Below are 16061 nucleotides of genomic sequence, written 5' to 3'. Positions count from 1 at the left end.
GCGTATCGATGACCAGGACATGTGGCAGGTAGGACAGTTTCCCGTAAGCGCGTCTTAACCGTCAGCTAAGAAACCGCCTCGGGGCTCTGGCCGCCGAAGCCCGCCACACACCTTGCCCGGGGATCACGCGCGGAGTCAACGGGCGCATCGCCAGCGCTTCCGGAACGGGTGGCGACCATCGGCGACCCCGGCCGGACCGCCTGTTCGGTCCGTCAGCCGGCGCGAGCGGCAGTCAGCGCGGCGGCCATCGCCGCCCTCGGCGCGGTCACGCCGGTGAACTGCTCGAACTGCCCGATGGCCTGGGCCAGCAGCAGATCCAGCCCGGAGACGATCCGGCGACCGGCCACGTTCGCGGCCGTCGCCAACGGGGTCGGCCACGGGTCGTAGAGCGCGTCGAAGAACACCGCACCCGGCCGCCAGGCCACCGCGCCGGCCAGCGGGTCGGCGACCCCCTTCGGCACCGTGGAGACGACCACGTCGGCGCCGGCGATCCGCCGGGGTGCGTCGCCCCATGGCGCGGGCGTCAGCGCGACACCCAGCGCCTCCGCCACCGGGCGCAACTCGTCGACCGCCTCGGGTCGGCGGGCCACCACGGTCACCGACGAGCACGCGAGCTGCGCGGCGGCGGCGAGCGCGGCGCGGGCCGTTCCGCCGGCGCCGAGCACCGTCACTGCGGCACCGGCGGTCACACCGGCGTCGGTGAGCACCCGCACCATGCCGGCGACGTCGGTGTTGTCCGCGTACCAGGAGCCGTCCGTGCGGCGTACCAACGTGTTGGCCGCGCCGACGGCGGCGGCGACCGGCGACGCGGCGTCGGCCACGGCGAGCGCCGCCTCCTTGCCCGGCATGGTCACCGACAACCCGGCCCACTCCGGGCCCAGCCCGGCGACCAGATCCGGCAGCTCCGCCGCCGCGCACTCGATCCGGGTGTACGACCACCCGGTCAGCCCTGCTGCGACATAACCCGCGGTGTGGATCACCGGCGAGAGGGAGTGCGCGATCGGCTTGCCCAGCACCGCGGCCCTACGGGTCGACACGATCACCGCCGGTCGCCGCCGGTGGCCCGGTCACAGTCGACATCATTTCCCCGCTCTCCCGCACACGTCGGAATCGACAGTACCCAGCACCCCGTCCCGGGCACCAGGGAACCGGCTCCGCAGCCACCCTGCGCGACCGGGTTATCGCTTGACCCACATCGACGTTGGTGAAAGCATTCCGGGGACGGAAGCGCCGATCGAAAAAGGGGAAACCTTGAACAAAAGCATTCTCCGTGCCCTTATCGCGATTGCCGCGGTTTTCAGCCTTTCGCTGATGACCGCCGCACCCGCGCGGGCGGACGCCGCTGCGGGCAGCTGGTCCGACAACCACCAGCTGTGCCAGTCCAGCTCCTGCGTCCGGAGCGGCAACATCGTGCGGCTCTGGCAGGCCATCGTCTGGGCCGACGACCTGAGCGGCAACGTCGGCACCAGCTTCATCGACGGGGAGTTCGGCTCCAACACCGCCGCCAAGACCAGGACCTGGCAGGACGTGATGAACGTCGGCATCGACGGCTCGGTCGGGCCGGAGACCTGGGGTGAGGCGTACGGCGCTGTCAACCGCAACACCGGGTTCGACACGAGCACCCAGACCGGGTACTTCTACTACGGCTACAACCGCACGTTCGGTCTGCGCAAGCAGAACAGCAACGGCGTGTGGACGTTCCTCAACCCGCGCACCGGCACGTGGACCGGAACGAGCCACTGACAATGGCGCATTAATTGCGCGTCACGGCTGAACCGTAAAAGGCTCCCTTCCCGACAGCGACCATAAATGCGGTCGCAATGGGAAGGGAGCCTTTATGGCGTGACCCGGCCGGTCAGATGATGCCGGCCTCCCGAGCCTTGGCCTCGTTGCGCTGGTGCTGCTCGTACGTATCGGCGAACGCGGAGTGACCCTTGTCGTCGATGGCCACGAAGTAGAGCCACTTGCCGGTCGGCGTGTCCATCGCCCCTTCCAGGGCCTGCTTACCCGGGTTGTTGATCGGGGTGGGGATCATGCCCCGCAGCTTGCGGTTGTACGGGTTCTTCTGGTCGTCCAGCTCGGCCGCCGTCATCTGCTTGGACGACTTGGTCGGCTTACCGATCGACTCCAGGTAGTAGTTGACAGTGACGTCCATCTCCAGGCAGTTGCAGTCGAACTCGCCGTACGCGCGGTTGTAGGCCACCCTGGCGACCTTGCCCAGGTCGTCCTTGTTGCCCGCCTCGGCCTGGGCCAGCGACGCGACGATCAGCGCCTCGTACGGGCTGACCTTGCGTTCCTCCTGCACCCGGTCGGCGAACTTCATCTCCCCCGTCACCGAGAGGAAGCGGTTCACCATCAGCTTGAGGACGCTCTCGGCGGTGGACTTCGGCGGGATCTCGTAGGTGTCCGGGAAGAGGAAGCCCTCGATGGACTTGACGCTCTTCTTGCCGTCGCCGCGCTTGAACCACCAGTCCGGGACGCCGAGCCCCTCCGGGTCCTTCGCGGCGGCCTGGAAGTCCTTGACCGGGATCTTGGTCTTCTCGGAGAGCAGCTTGTAGATGTTGAAGCTCGTGCGGCCCTCGGGGATGGTCAGCCCGTTGACGATCTTGTTCTTCAGGTCGAGCATCGCTGTCACGGCGTTCGCGCCGCTCATCTGCTTGCGCAGCTTGTACGTGCCCGGCTGGATGTTCTTGCTGCGCGAGTTGGCGTCGGCCGCCTCGATGAGCGCCTTCTGGCTCTTCACCACGTCGGCCGCCACCAGGGCGTCGGCCATGTCGGCGAGCAGCGCGCCGTTCTTGATCTCGACGGTGATCTCACCGGTCCCGCTGCCGTCGTAGTCGGGGGTGACGAAGTAGTTCTGGATACGGTCGAAGCCGTAGAACGCACCGCCGCCGATGGTGCCCAACAGGAGCAGGGCCATCAGCAGAGCCAGGAACGTCTTGCCCCGGCCGCCGCCGGACCCGCCCTTGCCCTTGCCCTTGCGGAAGCCGCGCCGGTGCCGACCCTTCTCCCCCCGCTCCGGCTCGTCGAACCCAAGATCCAGATCGTCGATCATTACGTCCGCCTCCGCTGCGCGTCCAGCCAGCTCTGCAGGATCTCCACCGCGGCTGCCTGATCGACAACCGCACGTTGACGTTTACCTCGGACGCCACGCTCGGCAAGCCTACGAGAAGCGACCACCGTCGACATCCTCTCGTCAGTGAGCGTTACCGGGACAGGCGCTATCACATCGACCAGTCGGTCAGCGTACGCCTTCACATGGACGGCCGCAGGACCGTGCTTGCCGGCGAGATTGACCGGAAGACCGACGACAACCCCGACGGCCTCGTGCTCGGCCACCAACGCGGCCAGCTCGGCGAGGTCGCTCGGCACCGCGTCCGGCGCCGCCGTGAGATCGCGGGCCAGGGTGACCAGCGGCGTTGCCAAGATCCCGTCCGGATCCGAGCGGGAGACGCCCACCCGCACCTGACCGACATCCACGCCGATCCGCACACCGCGCGTCAGCTCAGCCACCGACGGTCACCACCGGCCGGGTACGAACCAGGGCGGACCAATCGGCCCGCCCTGACTCACAGTGATGATCTATCACGCCTCAGTGATCGCCTTCTCGACGGTGAGCAGCAGGTTCGGCGCCTCGGCCGCAGGCAGTCCGCCGCCCTGGGCCAGGTCGGGGCTGCCTCCCCCGCGCCCGGAGAACGCCGCCTTCACCAGATCCGACGCGGCCAGGCCCCGGCTGCGCGCCGCAGCGTTGACCGCCACCACCAGTGACGCCTTGCCGTTCGACCGCGCCGCCACCGCCACGACCGCCGGCCGCGCCGGGTCGATCTTGCCGCGGATCTCCTGAGCCAGAGTCCGCACATCGTTGCCGGCCGCGCCCTCCGGCGCCTCGGTGCCCACGTACGCCACCCCGCGCACGTCCTTGGCCTGCGCCGCGAGCGCCGCCGCACCACCCAGCACCAGCTGGGCCCGCAGCTTCTCCAGCTCCTTCTCGGCGTCGCGAAGCTGGGTGACCGTCTGCTCCACCCGATCGGCGACCTGATCGTTTGGCACCCGGTACAGCTCGGCCAGCCGGGAGACCAACAGGTGCTCCTTGGCCAGGAAGCCGAAGGCGTCCATGCCGACCAGCGCCTCGACCCGGCGGACACCGGAGCCGATCGACGACTCGGAGAGGATCTTCACGAGGCCGAGCTGGGCCGAGCGGGCAACGTGCGTGCCGCCGCACAACTCCCGGGCGTAGTCCCCCACCTCGACGACCCGCACCTCCTCGCCGTACTTCTCGCCGAAGAGCGCCATCGCGCCGATGCGCCGCGCCTCCTCCAACGAGGTGATGAAGGCGTGCACCTCCAGGTCGGCCAGGAGCACCTCGTTCACCTGCTGCTCCACGTCGCGCAGGACGCTCGGCGACACCCCGGTCGGGGTGTTGAAGTCGAACCGGAGCCGACCGGGGGCGTTCAGCGACCCCGCCTGCGTGGCCGACTCACCGAGGAAGTTGCGCATGGTCTGGTGCACCAGGTGCGTGGCGGTGTGCGACCGGGAGATGGCCCGACGTCGCGTCGTGTCGATCTCGGCGAAGCCGGCCTCACCGGCGCGTACCTCACCCCGGATCACCCGGGCGCGGTGCACGATCAGACCGGGCACCGGCTGCTGCACGTCGAGGACCTCGACCTGCCCGCCACCAACCGTGATCATGCCCTGGTCGGGCTGCTGCCCACCGCCCTCGGCGTAGAACGGGGTGGTGTCCAGCACCAGCTCGATGGTGTCGCCCTCGGTCGCCGCCTGACGCGGGCCGTCGGCGCCGAGCAGCGCCCGCACCGTCGACTCGCGGGACACCTCGCTGTACCCGGTGAACGTCACCGGACCACCCGCGTCGAGCACCGACCGGTACGCCGACAGGTCGACGTGCCCCGTCTTGCGGGCCTGCGCGTCCGCCTTCGCCCGGGTCCGCTGGTCGGCCATCAGCCGCCGGAACCCCTCGTCGTCGACAGTGAGGCCCTGCTCCGCGGCGATCTCCAGGGTCAGATCGATCGGGAAGCCGTAGGTGTCGTGCAGCTGGAACGCCTTCGCCCCGGACAGCGCCGAGCCGCCCGCCGTGCGGGTCTCCGCGATCGCGGTGTCCAGGATCGTGGTGCCGGCCCGAAGGGTGGACAGGAACGCCTCCTCCTCCGCGTACGCGTAATCCGCGATCCGGTCGAAGTCGGTCGCCAGCTCCGGGTACGACGGCGCCATGCAGTCCCGGGCCACCGGCAGCAGCTCGGGCAGCGCCCGGTCCTGCCAGCCCAGCAGCCGGATCGACCGGATCGCCCGGCGCATGATCCGGCGCAGCACGTACCCGCGACCCTCGTTGGACGGGGTCACCCCGTCGCCGATCAGCATCAGCGCGGTCCGCACGTGATCCGCGATCACCCGCAGCCGGACGTCGTCCGGGTGCGACTCGCTGGCCACATGCCCGGAGTGGGCGCCGTACCGCTTACCGGTCAGCTCGGCCGCCCGGGCGAGGATCGGCCGGACCTCGTCGATCTCGTACAGGTTGTCGACACCCTGCAGGATCGAGGCCATCCGCTCCAGGCCCATGCCGGTGTCGATGTTCTTCGCCGGCAGGTCACCCAGGATCGGGTAGTCCTCCTTGGTAGTGCCCGGACCCCGCTCGAACTGCATGAAGACGAGGTTCCAGTACTCCATGTACCGGTCCTCGTCGACCGCCGGGCCGCCCTCACGGCCGTACTCCGGGCCCCGGTCGTAGAACAGCTCCGACGACGGACCGCACGGCCCGGGAATGCCCATCGACCAGAAGTTGTCCGCCTTGCCCCGGCGCACGATCCGCTCGGCCGGCACCCCCACCGACCGCCAGATCTCGTACGCCTCGTCGTCGTCGAGGTAGACAGTCGGCCAGATCCGCTCCGGATCCAGCCCGTAACCACCCTCGGCGATCGGCTTCGTGGACAACTCCCAGGCCAGCGGAATCGCGCCGGCCTTGAAGTAGTCACCGAAGGAGAAGTTGCCGTTCATCTGGAAGAACGTGCCGTGCCGGCTGGTCTTACCGACCTCGTCGATGTCCGGGGTACGGATGCACTTCTGCACGCTGACCGCCCGCTGGTACGCGGGCGTCTGCTGGCCCAGGAAGTACGGGACGAACTGCACCATGCCGGCGTTGACGAACAGCAGGTTCGGGTCGCTGATGGCGGGCAGCGGAGCGGACGGCACCACGGTGTGGCCATTCGCCTCGAAGTGCGCGAGGTACCGCCGCTTGATCTCCGCCGTCTTCATCGCTGGTGTTCCTCCGGAAAGATTTCTCGATCGCCGATTCGCGGGTCTTCCCGCAGGTCGGCGAACTTGTCGTCGAACGCCTCGCCCTGGGCGAACGCGTGGTGGATCTCCTGCTCGCGTTCGGCCATCCCGACCCGGACGTCCTCCACGAAACTACGCAGCGACTCGACGAGCCCGCCAGCGGATTCCGTCAGCGAGCTGGCGATCCCCGCCGGCGTGTACGCCTGCGCGGTCCGGGTCGCCTTGCGGACCACGATCACACCGACGGCCACCCCGATGCCGAGCCAGAACAAGCGCCTCATGTCCCGCTACCTCCTGGTGCGCCGGGTCGATCAGCTGTTGCCGCGTCGCGCGGCCCGTCGCTGCTGCTTGATGGTGTCGCGTACCTCGCGCTCGGTCTCGGCGTGCCGGCGGCCGGCGGCGGCCTTACGCACGCCGTAGCCGAACGCGGCCACCTTGACCAGGGGGTTCGCGGCCGCGGCGGAGACGACGGTGGCCAGGTTGGCGACGTTGGCGGTGACGTTCTGCGCGTGGCTGGTCATGGTGTCGACCTTCGCCAGCTGGAGGTTCACACCGTCGAGCGAGGTCTGCACCTGCTCCAGCGCGGTGTTGACGTTCTTCACAGTGGTGTTCACGTCACCGAGCAGCGGCGCGGTCCGATCGTTCAGGTCGTTGATCATGCGGGTGGTGGCGTCAACCGTGTGCCGCAGCCGCAGGATGGGCAGCGTCAGGATGAGCACCAGCACCGCGAACGCGGATGCCGCGATCAGCGCCGCGATCGCTCCAAAGTCGCCCACGCCTGTCCTCCTCAAGCAGAGTTCCGCAGGACCCGACGTCCCCGGAACGCACAACCATGCCACCCGTACCGGCCGCCGAGCCGTCGGCGGTCACCGGCAGCGGGCGCGCCCGCCAGCCCCAGACCCTACCGTCCGTGATGGAGACCGGCTCAGGACGGTGAGGGTGTCGGCTCACCCAGCGGATCCGCACTGACAGTTGGGAACGGATCCTCACCGGTCAGTGACGGGTCGGTGGTCGGCTGCGGCCTGGTCCGCTCGTCGTCGATCGCATTGCGCACCTTCACCGACACCAACGAGCCGGTGCAGTCGGTCGCAGCGGCCGACGGGTCGCCGGACGGCACGACAGCCGGCTCGCCGTCCACCGGCGGGGGCACACAGGTCGGCTCGCGTACCCACAGGTCGAGGGTCAACTCGTCGCGACGCCAGCAGGTGTAGGTGCCCTTCGTCTGCTGTTCCGGGCAGCGGCTCACCTTCCACGGCTGCCACCCGTCCCGGCGCAGCGCGTCCTCGTAGACCTGCGCCGTCTCCTTGGGCGCCTTCTCCGAGGTCACGGTGCGCTCACGCAGCCGGCAGTCGAGCAGGCACCAGCGACTGCCGCTGACGTCGTCGACAGTCTTCGCGGCCGCCCAGGCGGGCACGCCGAGCTGGTCCAGGTTGTCGAAGACCGGGTCACGGCTCAGCGTCCGGATCCCGAAGAAGAGCGGCACCGCGCCGAGCAGCACGACGCTGACCAGCACCAACACCGCCGCGCGCAGGCGACGTCGTTCACGGGTCTGCCGGCGTTCCTCGGAACGGGCACCCGGTGCGGCGTCGTCGTCCGGCGCGTCCTGGCCGGCCGAGCGCAGCGCCGGCCCGTCGGAGGGCTCCGGTTCCGGCCGGTCCACCGGGCCGGACACCGCGGGAACCACGGCGGCGGCGCGGGCCACGCCGACGGGTTCGCCGGCGCGTCCGGGCGGCGGCACGGGCGCGACACCGCTCGGCTCGGCACGACCGGGCTCCCGATTCGGAGGCAGGGCACGTCCGGCGGCACGGTCGGCCGGCGCGGGTCGCCCGGCCGGTACGGCACCACGGGTCGGCCCTGGCTCACCGGTCGTCCGGTCGTCGGTTGGCGGCTGCCCGCCGGGTGGGCGGACGGCGGCACGAGCCGGACCGTCCGGACGCGAACGCGGCGGACCATCCACGCCAGAACGCGGCGGACCATCCACACCAGGCGGCACCGCCGCGCGGGCCGGACCGTCCGGACGGGTCGCGTCCCGGGGTGCCGCCTCGCCACCCGGGCCGGGACGCAGTGGGCCGTCAGCGCCACGACGCCCGGTGCCGGGTGCCGGCGCGTCGCCCGGGATGGGGCGGGCCCGGCCGGGTGGGACGGAGCGGGCCGCGCCCCGAGCAGCGGGACCGGCGCCGGGTCGACCACCGGCATAGGGGTCGTCGCCGTGGTCGCTCGCGGGCCCCTGTCGACCGGGGGCAGCCGGACCGCCGGGGCCGGGCTCGGCCGGTCCGCGCCGTCGCCGGGCGGTCGGATCCGTGGCGGGCGGTGCGTCCGGGCCGTGCCCCGCCACGGCACGGCCGCGCTGGCCGGTGGGGTCCGGAGTGGGCACCGCCGCAGCGCCGCGCCCACGGGCGGGCCGGTCACCGGGCGGCGGGGGGTAGGTCAGGGCCTGCTCTCCGGTGGATCCCGACGCGTCGGGCCGGACGCCACGACGACCGGTCGGTGCGTCCGCGCCCGGGTCGACCGGCGGGCCGGCGGGCCGGCGGGCGGCGGTGCGTTCCGCGACCGGGTCGGGCACGGCGAGCCGACCGGACGCCTGGTCGGTGAGGTCTCCCGACCCGGTGGGCGGGCCCGGACGACGACCCCCGGCCGGCGGACCGCCGTCTCGGCGGTTGACCACCGGCAGGCCGGGGTCGGTGTGTGGCAGGCGGCCGGCCTGGCGGAGCCAGTCCGCGGGCCGCTCCGGGCGGTCCGGCCGCTCCGGGCGGGGTTCGCCGCCGGGCGGGGTTCGGCGTTCCTGTTCGTCGGAGACGACCCGGCGGCGAACGGTGCCGTCGGCGGGGCCGGTGGTGGGCAGGGCGCCGCTGTGCGCTCCGGTCGCCTCGGGCACCGACGACGCGTTGCCCGAGCGGGGCACCGACGGCGCGTTGCCCGAGCCGGGCACCGGTGGTGCGTTGCCCGAGCGGGGCACCACCGGCTCGTCGGGTTCCGCGGCGCGGCGACGCCCGCCGGTTGTCGGACGGGGCCCCTCGGACGCGCGCCCGGCGGGCTCGGGCGCACCGGGGTCGGCCGGTCCCGGACGACGCCGGGCGGTACGCGGGTCACGGTCGATGGCGGGGTCGGGCCGCAGGCCGTCCGCGGGCGGCGGCACGACGCCACCCGGCGCGCCGTCGAAGCGGGCCGGCCCGGGGGCGGCGGGTGCTCCGGGGGCGCGCGCCGGGTCGGGTGCCGAGCTGGCGGCGCGGCGACCGGCGGGCGTGCCGTCGGCGGGCGGCCGGGCACGGCCGGGTTCGACAGGTTGCTCCGGGCCGGGTCGGCGGACCGGCGGACCAGCATCCGGACGGCGTAGCGGCGGCATGGCGTCGGGATGACCGCCGGGTGCGGCGGGCTCCTGATGACGGCCCGGCGGAACAGCGGCGTCCGGACGTCGGGCCGGCGAAGCGGGGGCGTCCGGGCGACGACCGGCCGGGGGGCCTGAGGTCGGTGGGCCCACGGGTGGGCCGGGAGGGGCTGCCGCACCACGCGGACGGGCGGGCGCGTCGGGTGCCGGACGAGGCCCCTGCGGGCCGGCCGGGTCACCCCCGCCCGGGCGAGCGGCGGGTGGCGACTGTGGAACGGCGGCGCGGGCGCCGGGCACCGGCTGCACGCCGCGGCGCGGCGGCTGCCCGGGTGCGGGGCCGGCGGCGGGTGGTCGGTTGTCCGGGCGACGACCCGCTGGCGGCGTCTCTCCGGGCCAGGGCCCGTCGACCGGTCGACGGGCGGCGGCACCGCCCGGTTCACTCTGGCGCGGGGCCGGCGGCGCCGAGGACTCCGGCGCACTGCCGCGTGCACCGGCCGGCTCTCCCGGCGTAGGCGGGGTGGGTTGTGCCGGCGGCCCGGCCGGGTCTGCCGGCGGCATGCCCCCACGGGGCCGGTTCGGCTCCGCGGGTGCGCCGTCCGGGCCCAGCTCGGTACGTTGTTGCTTGGCCGAGCGCAGGTCGTCGATCCAGCCGAACTCCTCGCCGGCGACCGGCTCCTCCGGCTCGGGCTCAGCCGGCCGGCCGCGACCCCAACGGCGGGTCTTGGCGCGGGGATCGCGCCGCTCGTCCGGGCCCTCGTCCGGGCGGTCCCCACCACGCGATCTCACTGTTGACCCTCTCCTGCGGCGTCGGTGCCGCTGTCCTGCATCGTGCCGGAGGCATCCGTGCCCGTCGTCGGACGGGCGGCCCCCGGGGATAGCGCTGGCGCGGTCTGCGCCGTTACGGACGGCTCGGATGTCGGCGTCTGCGGGCGCGCGGCCGGAGCCGGCAGACCACGCACGATCCGGCGCAGCAGCGGCAACCGGCTGGCCACCGACCGCTCCGCACCGTGCGGGCTGGGCTGGTAGTAGTCGGTGCCGACCAGGTCGTCCGGGACGTACTGCTGGGTGACCACGCCGCGCTGGTCGTCGTGCGGGTAGCGGTAGCCGGTCCCGTGGCCCAACCCTCGGGCGCCGGCGTAGTGCGCGTCGCGCAGACCTCGCGGCACCGAGCCACCGCGCCCGGCCCGGACGTCGGCGATGGCGGCGCCGATGGCGGTGGTGGCCGAGTTCGACTTGGGCGCGGTGGCCAGGTGGATCACCGCCTGGGCGAGGTTGAGCTGCGCTTCGGGCAACCCGACGTACTCGACCGCGTGCGCGGCGGCGGTCGCCACGCTCAGCGCCCCGGGATCGGCCATGCCCACGTCCTCGCTGGCGAAGATGACCAGACGGCGGGCGATGAACCGGGCGTCCTCACCGGCGACCAGCATGCGGGCCAGCCAGTGCACCGCCGCGTCCACGTCCGAGCCGCGCATGCTCTTGATGAAGGCGCTGACCACGTCGTAGTGGGCGTCGCCGTCTCGGTCGTAGCGCACCGCCGCCACGTCGACGGCCTGCTCGGCGGTGGCGAGGTCGATCCGCCCACCACCCAGGGCAGTGGCGGAGGCCGCCGCCGCCTCCAGGGCGGTGAGTGCCTTACGGACGTCACCGGCGGCCAGCCGGACCAGGTGGTCCTCGGCCTCGGTGGTCAGGGCCAGTGCGCCGTCCAGGCCACGCTTGTCGACGACCGCGCGGCGCAGCAGGCCCCGCACCGCCTCGTCGTCCAACGGTTGCAGGGTGAGCAGCACGCACCGCGACAGCAGCGGTGAGATGACCGAGAAGTACGGGTTCTCGGTGGTCGCCGCCAGCAGGGTGACAGTGCGGTCCTCGACGGCGGCGAGCAGCGAATCCTGTTGGGTCTTGCTGAAGCGGTGCACCTCGTCAATGAAGAGCACTGTCTGCGGGCCGCCGGAACGGCGTTGGCGGCGCGCCGCCTCGATCACCGCCCGGACGTCCTTCACGCCGGCGGAGAGCGCCGACATGGCGACGAATCGACGGTCGGTGGCTCCGGCCACCAGGTGCGCGATGGTGGTCTTGCCGCTGCCCGGCGGGCCCCAGAGGATCACCGACATCGGAGCCCCGCCGGAGACCAGTTGCCGCAGGGGTGCGCCGGGAGCCAGCAGGTGCTCCTGCCCGACCAGCTCGTCGAGGGTCACCGGGCGCATCCGGACGGGCAGGGGCGAATCGTCGGCCACCGCGGTGAAGCCGTCGACACCGGCGGGACCGTCGGGCGCGCTGCGCGACCCGGCGGGTTCACCGAGGGAGAAGAGGGCGTCGGACTCCATCACGAAGACAGTACCGGGCCGGGCCCACGACGCCGGAATCGCGCCGCGGGCCCGCCACCGGTGATCGGTTCCGGTCAGCCACGCCCGGGGCGACGGCCCCGGTACCAGCGGCCACCGCCACCGCCGCCGCCGCCGCGCGGGCCGCTGCCCACGCCGGCCAGGTAGAGCGAGAGCAGAAGCAACCCGATGAGTACGAGGGTGTTCCAGTTGAACAGGTCGGGTGCGCCGAAGTCGGTGCCGAGCAGGTCGAGCAGCAGGGCAAAGCCAAAAACGATGGCCGCGAGAATGGCGAGCATGTCGGTCCTCCGGTGGGGGTTCCCAGTAGGTCGGCGCGTGATGTACCCAATCGGTCGACTCGCCAATCTCCACGGTGGAGACGGCCACGCCGCGACGGCCCGGCTGAGGCGTGCGACACCCGGCTCCTAGGCTTGACCGCATGATCATCGACGACCGGGTGCTCCAGGACCGGAGCGCCGTCCTGGCCGCCGTCGGCCATCACCCGTTCGCCCGACACGCGCTCGGGCGGGCCACACCGGCGCGCGCGTACCGGCGTGATGGCGCCGTCCTGTGGCTGGTCCCGCCCGAGTACGGCCCGGCCGGTTGCGCGATCGGCCCGGCCGAACCGGCGCTGGAGATCTGTGTCGCGCTCGCCGCCGACGGAATGCTCCAGCCCGGACAGCGGCTGCACCTGCCTCGACACGACCGCGCACTGCTGGCCGACAGGCTGGCGGTGGCCGACCACAGCGACTGGGACTTCCACTGGACCGACACGGTGCCACCGACGCAGCCGGACGAGCAGCCGGTGGTACGCCTCACCGAGGCCGACCAGCCGGCGCTGGCGGCGCTGGTCGAGGAGTCGTTCCCCAGCAGCACCTCCCGGCCGGGCGACCCACGGGTGGTCGACTGGTACGGCATCCGGGCCGGCGACCGGTTGGTGGCGTGCGGCGCGGACCGCAGCCAGGGCGACGTCGGCTTCGTCGCCGGCCTGACCGTCGCCCCCGACCAACGAGGTCGAGGGCTGGGTGCCTCCCTGACCGCAGGGATGACCCGGGCGCTACTGGCGCGCCACGACACGGTGGGGCTGGGCGTCTATACGCACAACGTCGGCGCGGGGCGGCTCTACCGCCGGCTCGGCTACACCAACACGCTCCCGCTCAGCTCGATCCGCCTCGCCTGACCGGTGGAAGGGGCCCCTTGCGGACAAGGGGCCCCTCGCTCAACTGTGGGCGGCGGGTACCGGACCCGCTGTCGGCTCGGCGGCCGGGGCGGCCCGACGGCCGGCCAGCCAGGCGGGCAGGTAGAGCGGGGCGGCGACGGCCAACACCACACCGCCGACCACCATCGCGGCGCTGACGCTGGTGGCGGCGGCGAGCGCGGTGAGCACCACCCCGCCGAGCGCGCCGGCCGGCTGCGCCATCATCGAGTTCAGCGAGAGCACGCTGGTCCGGTACGGTCCGTCGACCTGCCGGTGCAGCAGCCCGTTGTGCAGTGGGTTGGACGCGCCGTGCACGGCGTAGCAGGCCAGGTAGGCCACCAGCACGCCGACCGGCCCGGCGAACAACCCCATCCCGACCACCGTCACGCCCTGGAGGATGCGCAGCACTGCCGCACCCGGGGCGGCGCCGAACCAGCGCAGCAGCAGTGGGGTCAGTGCCGCGCCGGCGGCCGAGGCGAGCCAGGCGGCCGAGTTCGCCGGCCCGAGCAGCACCGCGGCGCGTTCCGGATTGCCGATCACCTCGGCGAGCCGCACCGGCAGCAGCGACTCGAAGGTGACCATGCCGAAGCCCCAGAACAACTCGACGGCCACCAACGCCAGCAGCACCCGGGAACGACGCAGCAGGCCGACGGCTTGGCCGATCATCCGGGGCGCCTGGACCACCGAGGCCCGCAGCGCCGCGAACCCCGTGGCCGGCCGCTCTTCGACAAGCAGCACGACAAGCGCGACGAGCGCCGCCGCCTGCGCGACGATGGCGGCCAACACGGGCACCGTGAGCGCGGTGACCGGCCCGATCGGGCCGAGCGCGATGAGACCACCGCTGAGCAGCGCGCCACCGCCGATGGCTCCACCGACGACGGTGCCGGCGTAGCCGAGACCGCGCTCGTACTCGGCCTGCGGGTCGGTGGCCAGGGTGGCGTCGACGTACCAGGACTCCAACGGGCCGCTGTCCAACGCCCGGTAGACGCCCTGCAAGGCCCAGACCACGAAGAACAGCCAGAACGAGTCGGCCACCGCGAACAGCGCCAGCGAGGCGAGATTCAGCACACCGGCGGCGAGCAGCACCGGTCGACGACCGAGGGCGTCGGCGAGCCCGCCGGTGGGCAACTCCAGCGCCAGCACCAGCAGCCCCTGCGCCGTGGAGACCAGGCCGATCTGCGGCAGCGACAGGCCGCGCTCCTGCATCAGCAGGATCATCACCGGGATCATCAGACCCGTGGGCAGCCAGCGCAGACCGTAGAGCGTGAGGTAACGACGCCGAACCTGGCGTACGGTCAGCGCGCTCATGCCGGACCCTCGCGCAACGGGTAGGCCGCCATGAACACCTGTACCGGCTTGGCCTCCGGGTCGACGGCGTCGGTGGAGTCGGCCTCGCGGTGGTAGCGCTCCAGCAACTGCCACATCTCCGTCTTGAGTTCCTCCAGCCGGGCCGGCGGGATGGTCATGAAGATGTCGCTCATGCCGAAGCCGTCCCGCCAGGCCGAGGACCACTCGTGCTGGGTCGCGAACCAGCGCTCGGCGGTCTCGACGAGGAGCCGCACCTGGTCGCCCTGGATCCACTCGATCGCGGCCCGTGCGTCGGGGTCGTCGTCGAAGTCGGTCGGCTCCCAGTTGGTGACGTCGTGAGCCGCCTGCCACCAGCGCTGCCGCCCACCGCCCCGGTCGGGATCCTCGATGACCAGCCCGACCTCGGCGAGTTGCCGCAGGTGGTAACTGGTCGCACCGGTGTTGGTGCCGAGCAGTTCGGCGAGGGTGGTGGCGGTGGCCGGCCCCTTCACACGCAGGGCGCCCACCAGCCGCATCCGTAGCGGGTGTGCCAGCACCCGGACCTGCCGCTTGTCGATCCGCACCTCGCGGGGTGCCGGCCGCGGGGTCGCCTCATCGTTCGCCATGACCGCACACTATCTCTGCACACTTTCTATGCACAAGAGTTGTGCATAGAAAGTGTGCATGATTCTCAGGGTGCCAGGACTTCGCGTACCCCCCGCAGTCGGGTGCGCAGCAGGGCGGCGGCGCGCGCGGAATCCAGGCGTACGTCCAGGGGACGGACCAGACCGGTGGCCGCGCTGGTGGTGGTCCTCAGCCCGGCCGGGTCCAGGCCGTACCGCTCGGCGACCAGCAGCCCCAGCTCGGCCCGGCTGACCGCGTCCGGGCCGGCCACGTTGAGCACACCGGCGTACATCGAGGCGACCAGCTCCAGCACGGCGTCAGCCAGGTCGGTGACGTCGATCGGGCAGCGCAGTTCGTCGCTGAACAGGGTGGCCCGGCCGGCGAGCGCCTCCCGGCAGAGCTGAATCTGCTTACTGCCCTCCCCCACGATGAGGGAGGTCCGTACCAGTGCCGCGCCCGGGTCGATCGCCCGTACTGCGGTCTCGGCCGCCGCCTTCGCGGCACCGTACGCGTGCACCGGCGTGGGTGGTTCGTCGTCGGCGTACGGCACGGGTCGTCCGGCGTGCAGCGCGTCGCTGGACACGTGCACCAGCCGGGCACCCACCTCGGCGGCGGCGAGCGCCACGTGCGCCGCCCCGTCGGCGGTGACCGCCCAGTCCCCGTACCGATAGGGGGTCCCGACCACGGCGTCCGGCCGCACCTCGGCGACCAGCCCACGCACGGCGGCCCGGTCGGTCACATCCAGCCGGCGCGCCGCGACACCCGGCACGGCGATCTCACCGGAGTGGAACGTCCCTACAACCGACCACCCGGCCCCGAGGCCCCGCCGACAGACCGACCGCCCGAGTAACCCGCTACCCCCGACAACAAGCACCCGCATCCCAGCCCACTCCCCCACTGACGACCAAGAGGTTTGCGTCATCTCGCGGTAACGGGTGTCGGAGACCCGGAGCTGGCCGATGGCAGATCCAGGCGATGAGTGCGCGACCGCAGCATCGCCTTCCAGCCGCGGGCGGGCATCGTC

14 protein-coding genes are annotated in these 16061 nt (G+C 72.5%); 2 read left to right on the top strand and 12 right to left on the bottom strand.

Annotation, left to right across the window (positions count from 1 at the left end; genetic code table 11):
* Positions 1–212: 212 nt before the first annotated feature.
* A complete protein-coding gene (locus AB0C20_RS01255) occupies positions 213–1040 on the bottom strand; it encodes a shikimate dehydrogenase (RefSeq protein WP_357189806.1) in 828 nt (275 codons plus the stop codon).
* A gap of 271 nt (positions 1041–1311) precedes the next feature.
* Between AB0C20_RS01255 and AB0C20_RS01250 the strand changes: the two genes are divergently transcribed.
* Entirely contained in the window at positions 1312–1743 is a 432-nt protein-coding gene (locus AB0C20_RS01250) for a hypothetical protein (RefSeq protein ID WP_357189788.1), read from the top strand.
* A 112-nt stretch (positions 1744–1855) separates the two neighbouring features.
* On the opposite strand, the gene mltG is transcribed toward AB0C20_RS01250, so the two are convergent.
* From mltG to AB0C20_RS01210, 8 genes are all read right to left on the bottom strand, one after another.
* Entirely contained in the window at positions 1856–3055 is a 1200-nt protein-coding gene (mltG, locus tag AB0C20_RS01245) for an endolytic transglycosylase MltG (protein ID WP_357566980.1), read from the bottom strand.
* On the bottom strand, positions 3055–3513 hold the full coding sequence (gene ruvX / locus AB0C20_RS01240; protein WP_112677948.1) for a Holliday junction resolvase RuvX: 459 nt from the start codon (positions 3511–3513) through the stop codon (positions 3055–3057). The genes mltG and ruvX overlap by 1 nt, the downstream gene beginning before the upstream one ends.
* A 72-nt stretch (positions 3514–3585) precedes the next feature.
* On the bottom strand, positions 3586–6264 hold the full coding sequence (alaS, locus tag AB0C20_RS01235; protein WP_357189793.1) for an alanine--tRNA ligase: 2679 nt from the start codon (positions 6262–6264) through the stop codon (positions 3586–3588).
* Positions 6261–6566, bottom strand: a complete 306-nt coding sequence (locus AB0C20_RS01230) for a hypothetical protein (RefSeq protein ID WP_091401860.1) — start codon at positions 6564–6566, stop codon at positions 6261–6263. The genes alaS and AB0C20_RS01230 overlap by 4 nt, the downstream gene beginning before the upstream one ends.
* 30 nt (positions 6567–6596) lie before the next feature.
* The gene (locus AB0C20_RS01225; RefSeq protein ID WP_091401858.1) at positions 6597–7061 is read right to left on the bottom strand and encodes a DUF948 domain-containing protein; all 465 of its coding nucleotides are present in this window, start codon (positions 7059–7061) and stop codon (positions 6597–6599) included.
* Positions 7062–7210: 149 nt separating this feature from the next.
* Positions 7211–7906 carry a hypothetical protein gene (locus AB0C20_RS01220; protein ID WP_357189808.1) on the bottom strand — a complete coding sequence of 232 codons (696 nt, stop codon included), beginning with the start codon at positions 7904–7906 and terminating at the stop codon, positions 7211–7213.
* 2486 nt (positions 7907–10392) lie between these two features.
* Positions 10393–11931 carry a replication-associated recombination protein A gene (locus tag AB0C20_RS01215; protein WP_357191765.1) on the bottom strand — a complete coding sequence of 513 codons (1539 nt, stop codon included), beginning with the start codon at positions 11929–11931 and terminating at the stop codon, positions 10393–10395.
* Positions 11932–12005: 74 nt separating this feature from the next.
* The gene (locus AB0C20_RS01210) at positions 12006–12227 is read right to left on the bottom strand and encodes a hypothetical protein (RefSeq protein WP_210784931.1); all 222 of its coding nucleotides are present in this window, start codon (positions 12225–12227) and stop codon (positions 12006–12008) included.
* 140 nt (positions 12228–12367) lie between these two features.
* On the opposite strand from AB0C20_RS01210, the gene AB0C20_RS01205 reads away from it, so the two are divergent.
* Positions 12368–13108, top strand: coding sequence for a GNAT family N-acetyltransferase (locus AB0C20_RS01205; RefSeq protein WP_357191762.1), 741 nt, complete (start codon positions 12368–12370; stop codon positions 13106–13108).
* A gap of 39 nt (positions 13109–13147) precedes the next feature.
* On the opposite strand, the gene AB0C20_RS01200 is transcribed toward AB0C20_RS01205, so the two are convergent.
* The 3 genes from AB0C20_RS01200 to AB0C20_RS01190 all read right to left on the bottom strand — a co-directional run bounded on the left by AB0C20_RS01200 (position 13148) and on the right by AB0C20_RS01190 (position 15917).
* The gene (locus AB0C20_RS01200; protein WP_357191760.1) at positions 13148–14434 is read right to left on the bottom strand and encodes an MFS transporter; all 1287 of its coding nucleotides are present in this window, start codon (positions 14432–14434) and stop codon (positions 13148–13150) included.
* Positions 14431–15039, bottom strand: coding sequence for a helix-turn-helix domain-containing protein (locus tag AB0C20_RS01195; RefSeq protein WP_357191758.1), 609 nt, complete (start codon positions 15037–15039; stop codon positions 14431–14433). Before AB0C20_RS01195 ends, AB0C20_RS01200 begins: the two co-directional genes overlap by 4 nt.
* A 65-nt stretch (positions 15040–15104) precedes the next feature.
* The gene (locus AB0C20_RS01190) at positions 15105–15917 is read right to left on the bottom strand and encodes a sugar nucleotide-binding protein (protein WP_357566979.1); all 813 of its coding nucleotides are present in this window, start codon (positions 15915–15917) and stop codon (positions 15105–15107) included.
* Positions 15918–16061: the final 144 nt, after the last annotated feature.

Origin of the sequence: Micromonospora sp. NPDC048843, from assembly GCF_040649965.1 — a bacterium.
GTDB lineage: Bacteria > Actinomycetota > Actinomycetes > Mycobacteriales > Micromonosporaceae > Micromonospora > Micromonospora hortensis.
This window is presented reverse-complemented; position numbering and strand designations above follow the sequence as displayed.

Bases quoted from the DNA above. Each gene is read 5' to 3' on its own strand.
- AB0C20_RS01210 (WP_210784931.1), bottom strand. From the start codon at position 12,227: ATGCTCGCCATTCTCGCGGCCATCGTTTTTGGCTTTGCCCTGCTGCTC.
- AB0C20_RS01215 (WP_357191765.1), bottom strand. From the start codon at position 11,931: ATGGAGTCCGACGCCCTCTTCTCCCTCGGTGAACCCGCCGGGTCGCGC.
- AB0C20_RS01195 (WP_357191758.1), bottom strand. From the start codon at position 15,039: ATGGCGAACGATGAGGCGACCCCGCGGCCGGCACCCCGCGAGGTGCGG.
- alaS (WP_357189793.1), bottom strand. From the start codon at position 6,264: ATGAAGACGGCGGAGATCAAGCGGCGGTACCTCGCGCACTTCGAGGCG.
- AB0C20_RS01190 (WP_357566979.1), bottom strand. From the start codon at position 15,917: ATGCGGGTGCTTGTTGTCGGGGGTAGCGGGTTACTCGGGCGGTCGGTC.
- AB0C20_RS01230 (WP_091401860.1), bottom strand. From the start codon at position 6,566: ATGAGGCGCTTGTTCTGGCTCGGCATCGGGGTGGCCGTCGGTGTGATC.
- AB0C20_RS01250 (WP_357189788.1), top strand. From the start codon at position 1,312: ATGACCGCCGCACCCGCGCGGGCGGACGCCGCTGCGGGCAGCTGGTCC.
- AB0C20_RS01205 (WP_357191762.1), top strand. From the start codon at position 12,368: ATGATCATCGACGACCGGGTGCTCCAGGACCGGAGCGCCGTCCTGGCC.
- AB0C20_RS01200 (WP_357191760.1), bottom strand. From the start codon at position 14,434: ATGAGCGCGCTGACCGTACGCCAGGTTCGGCGTCGTTACCTCACGCTC.
- mltG (WP_357566980.1), bottom strand. From the start codon at position 3,055: ATGATCGACGATCTGGATCTTGGGTTCGACGAGCCGGAGCGGGGGGAG.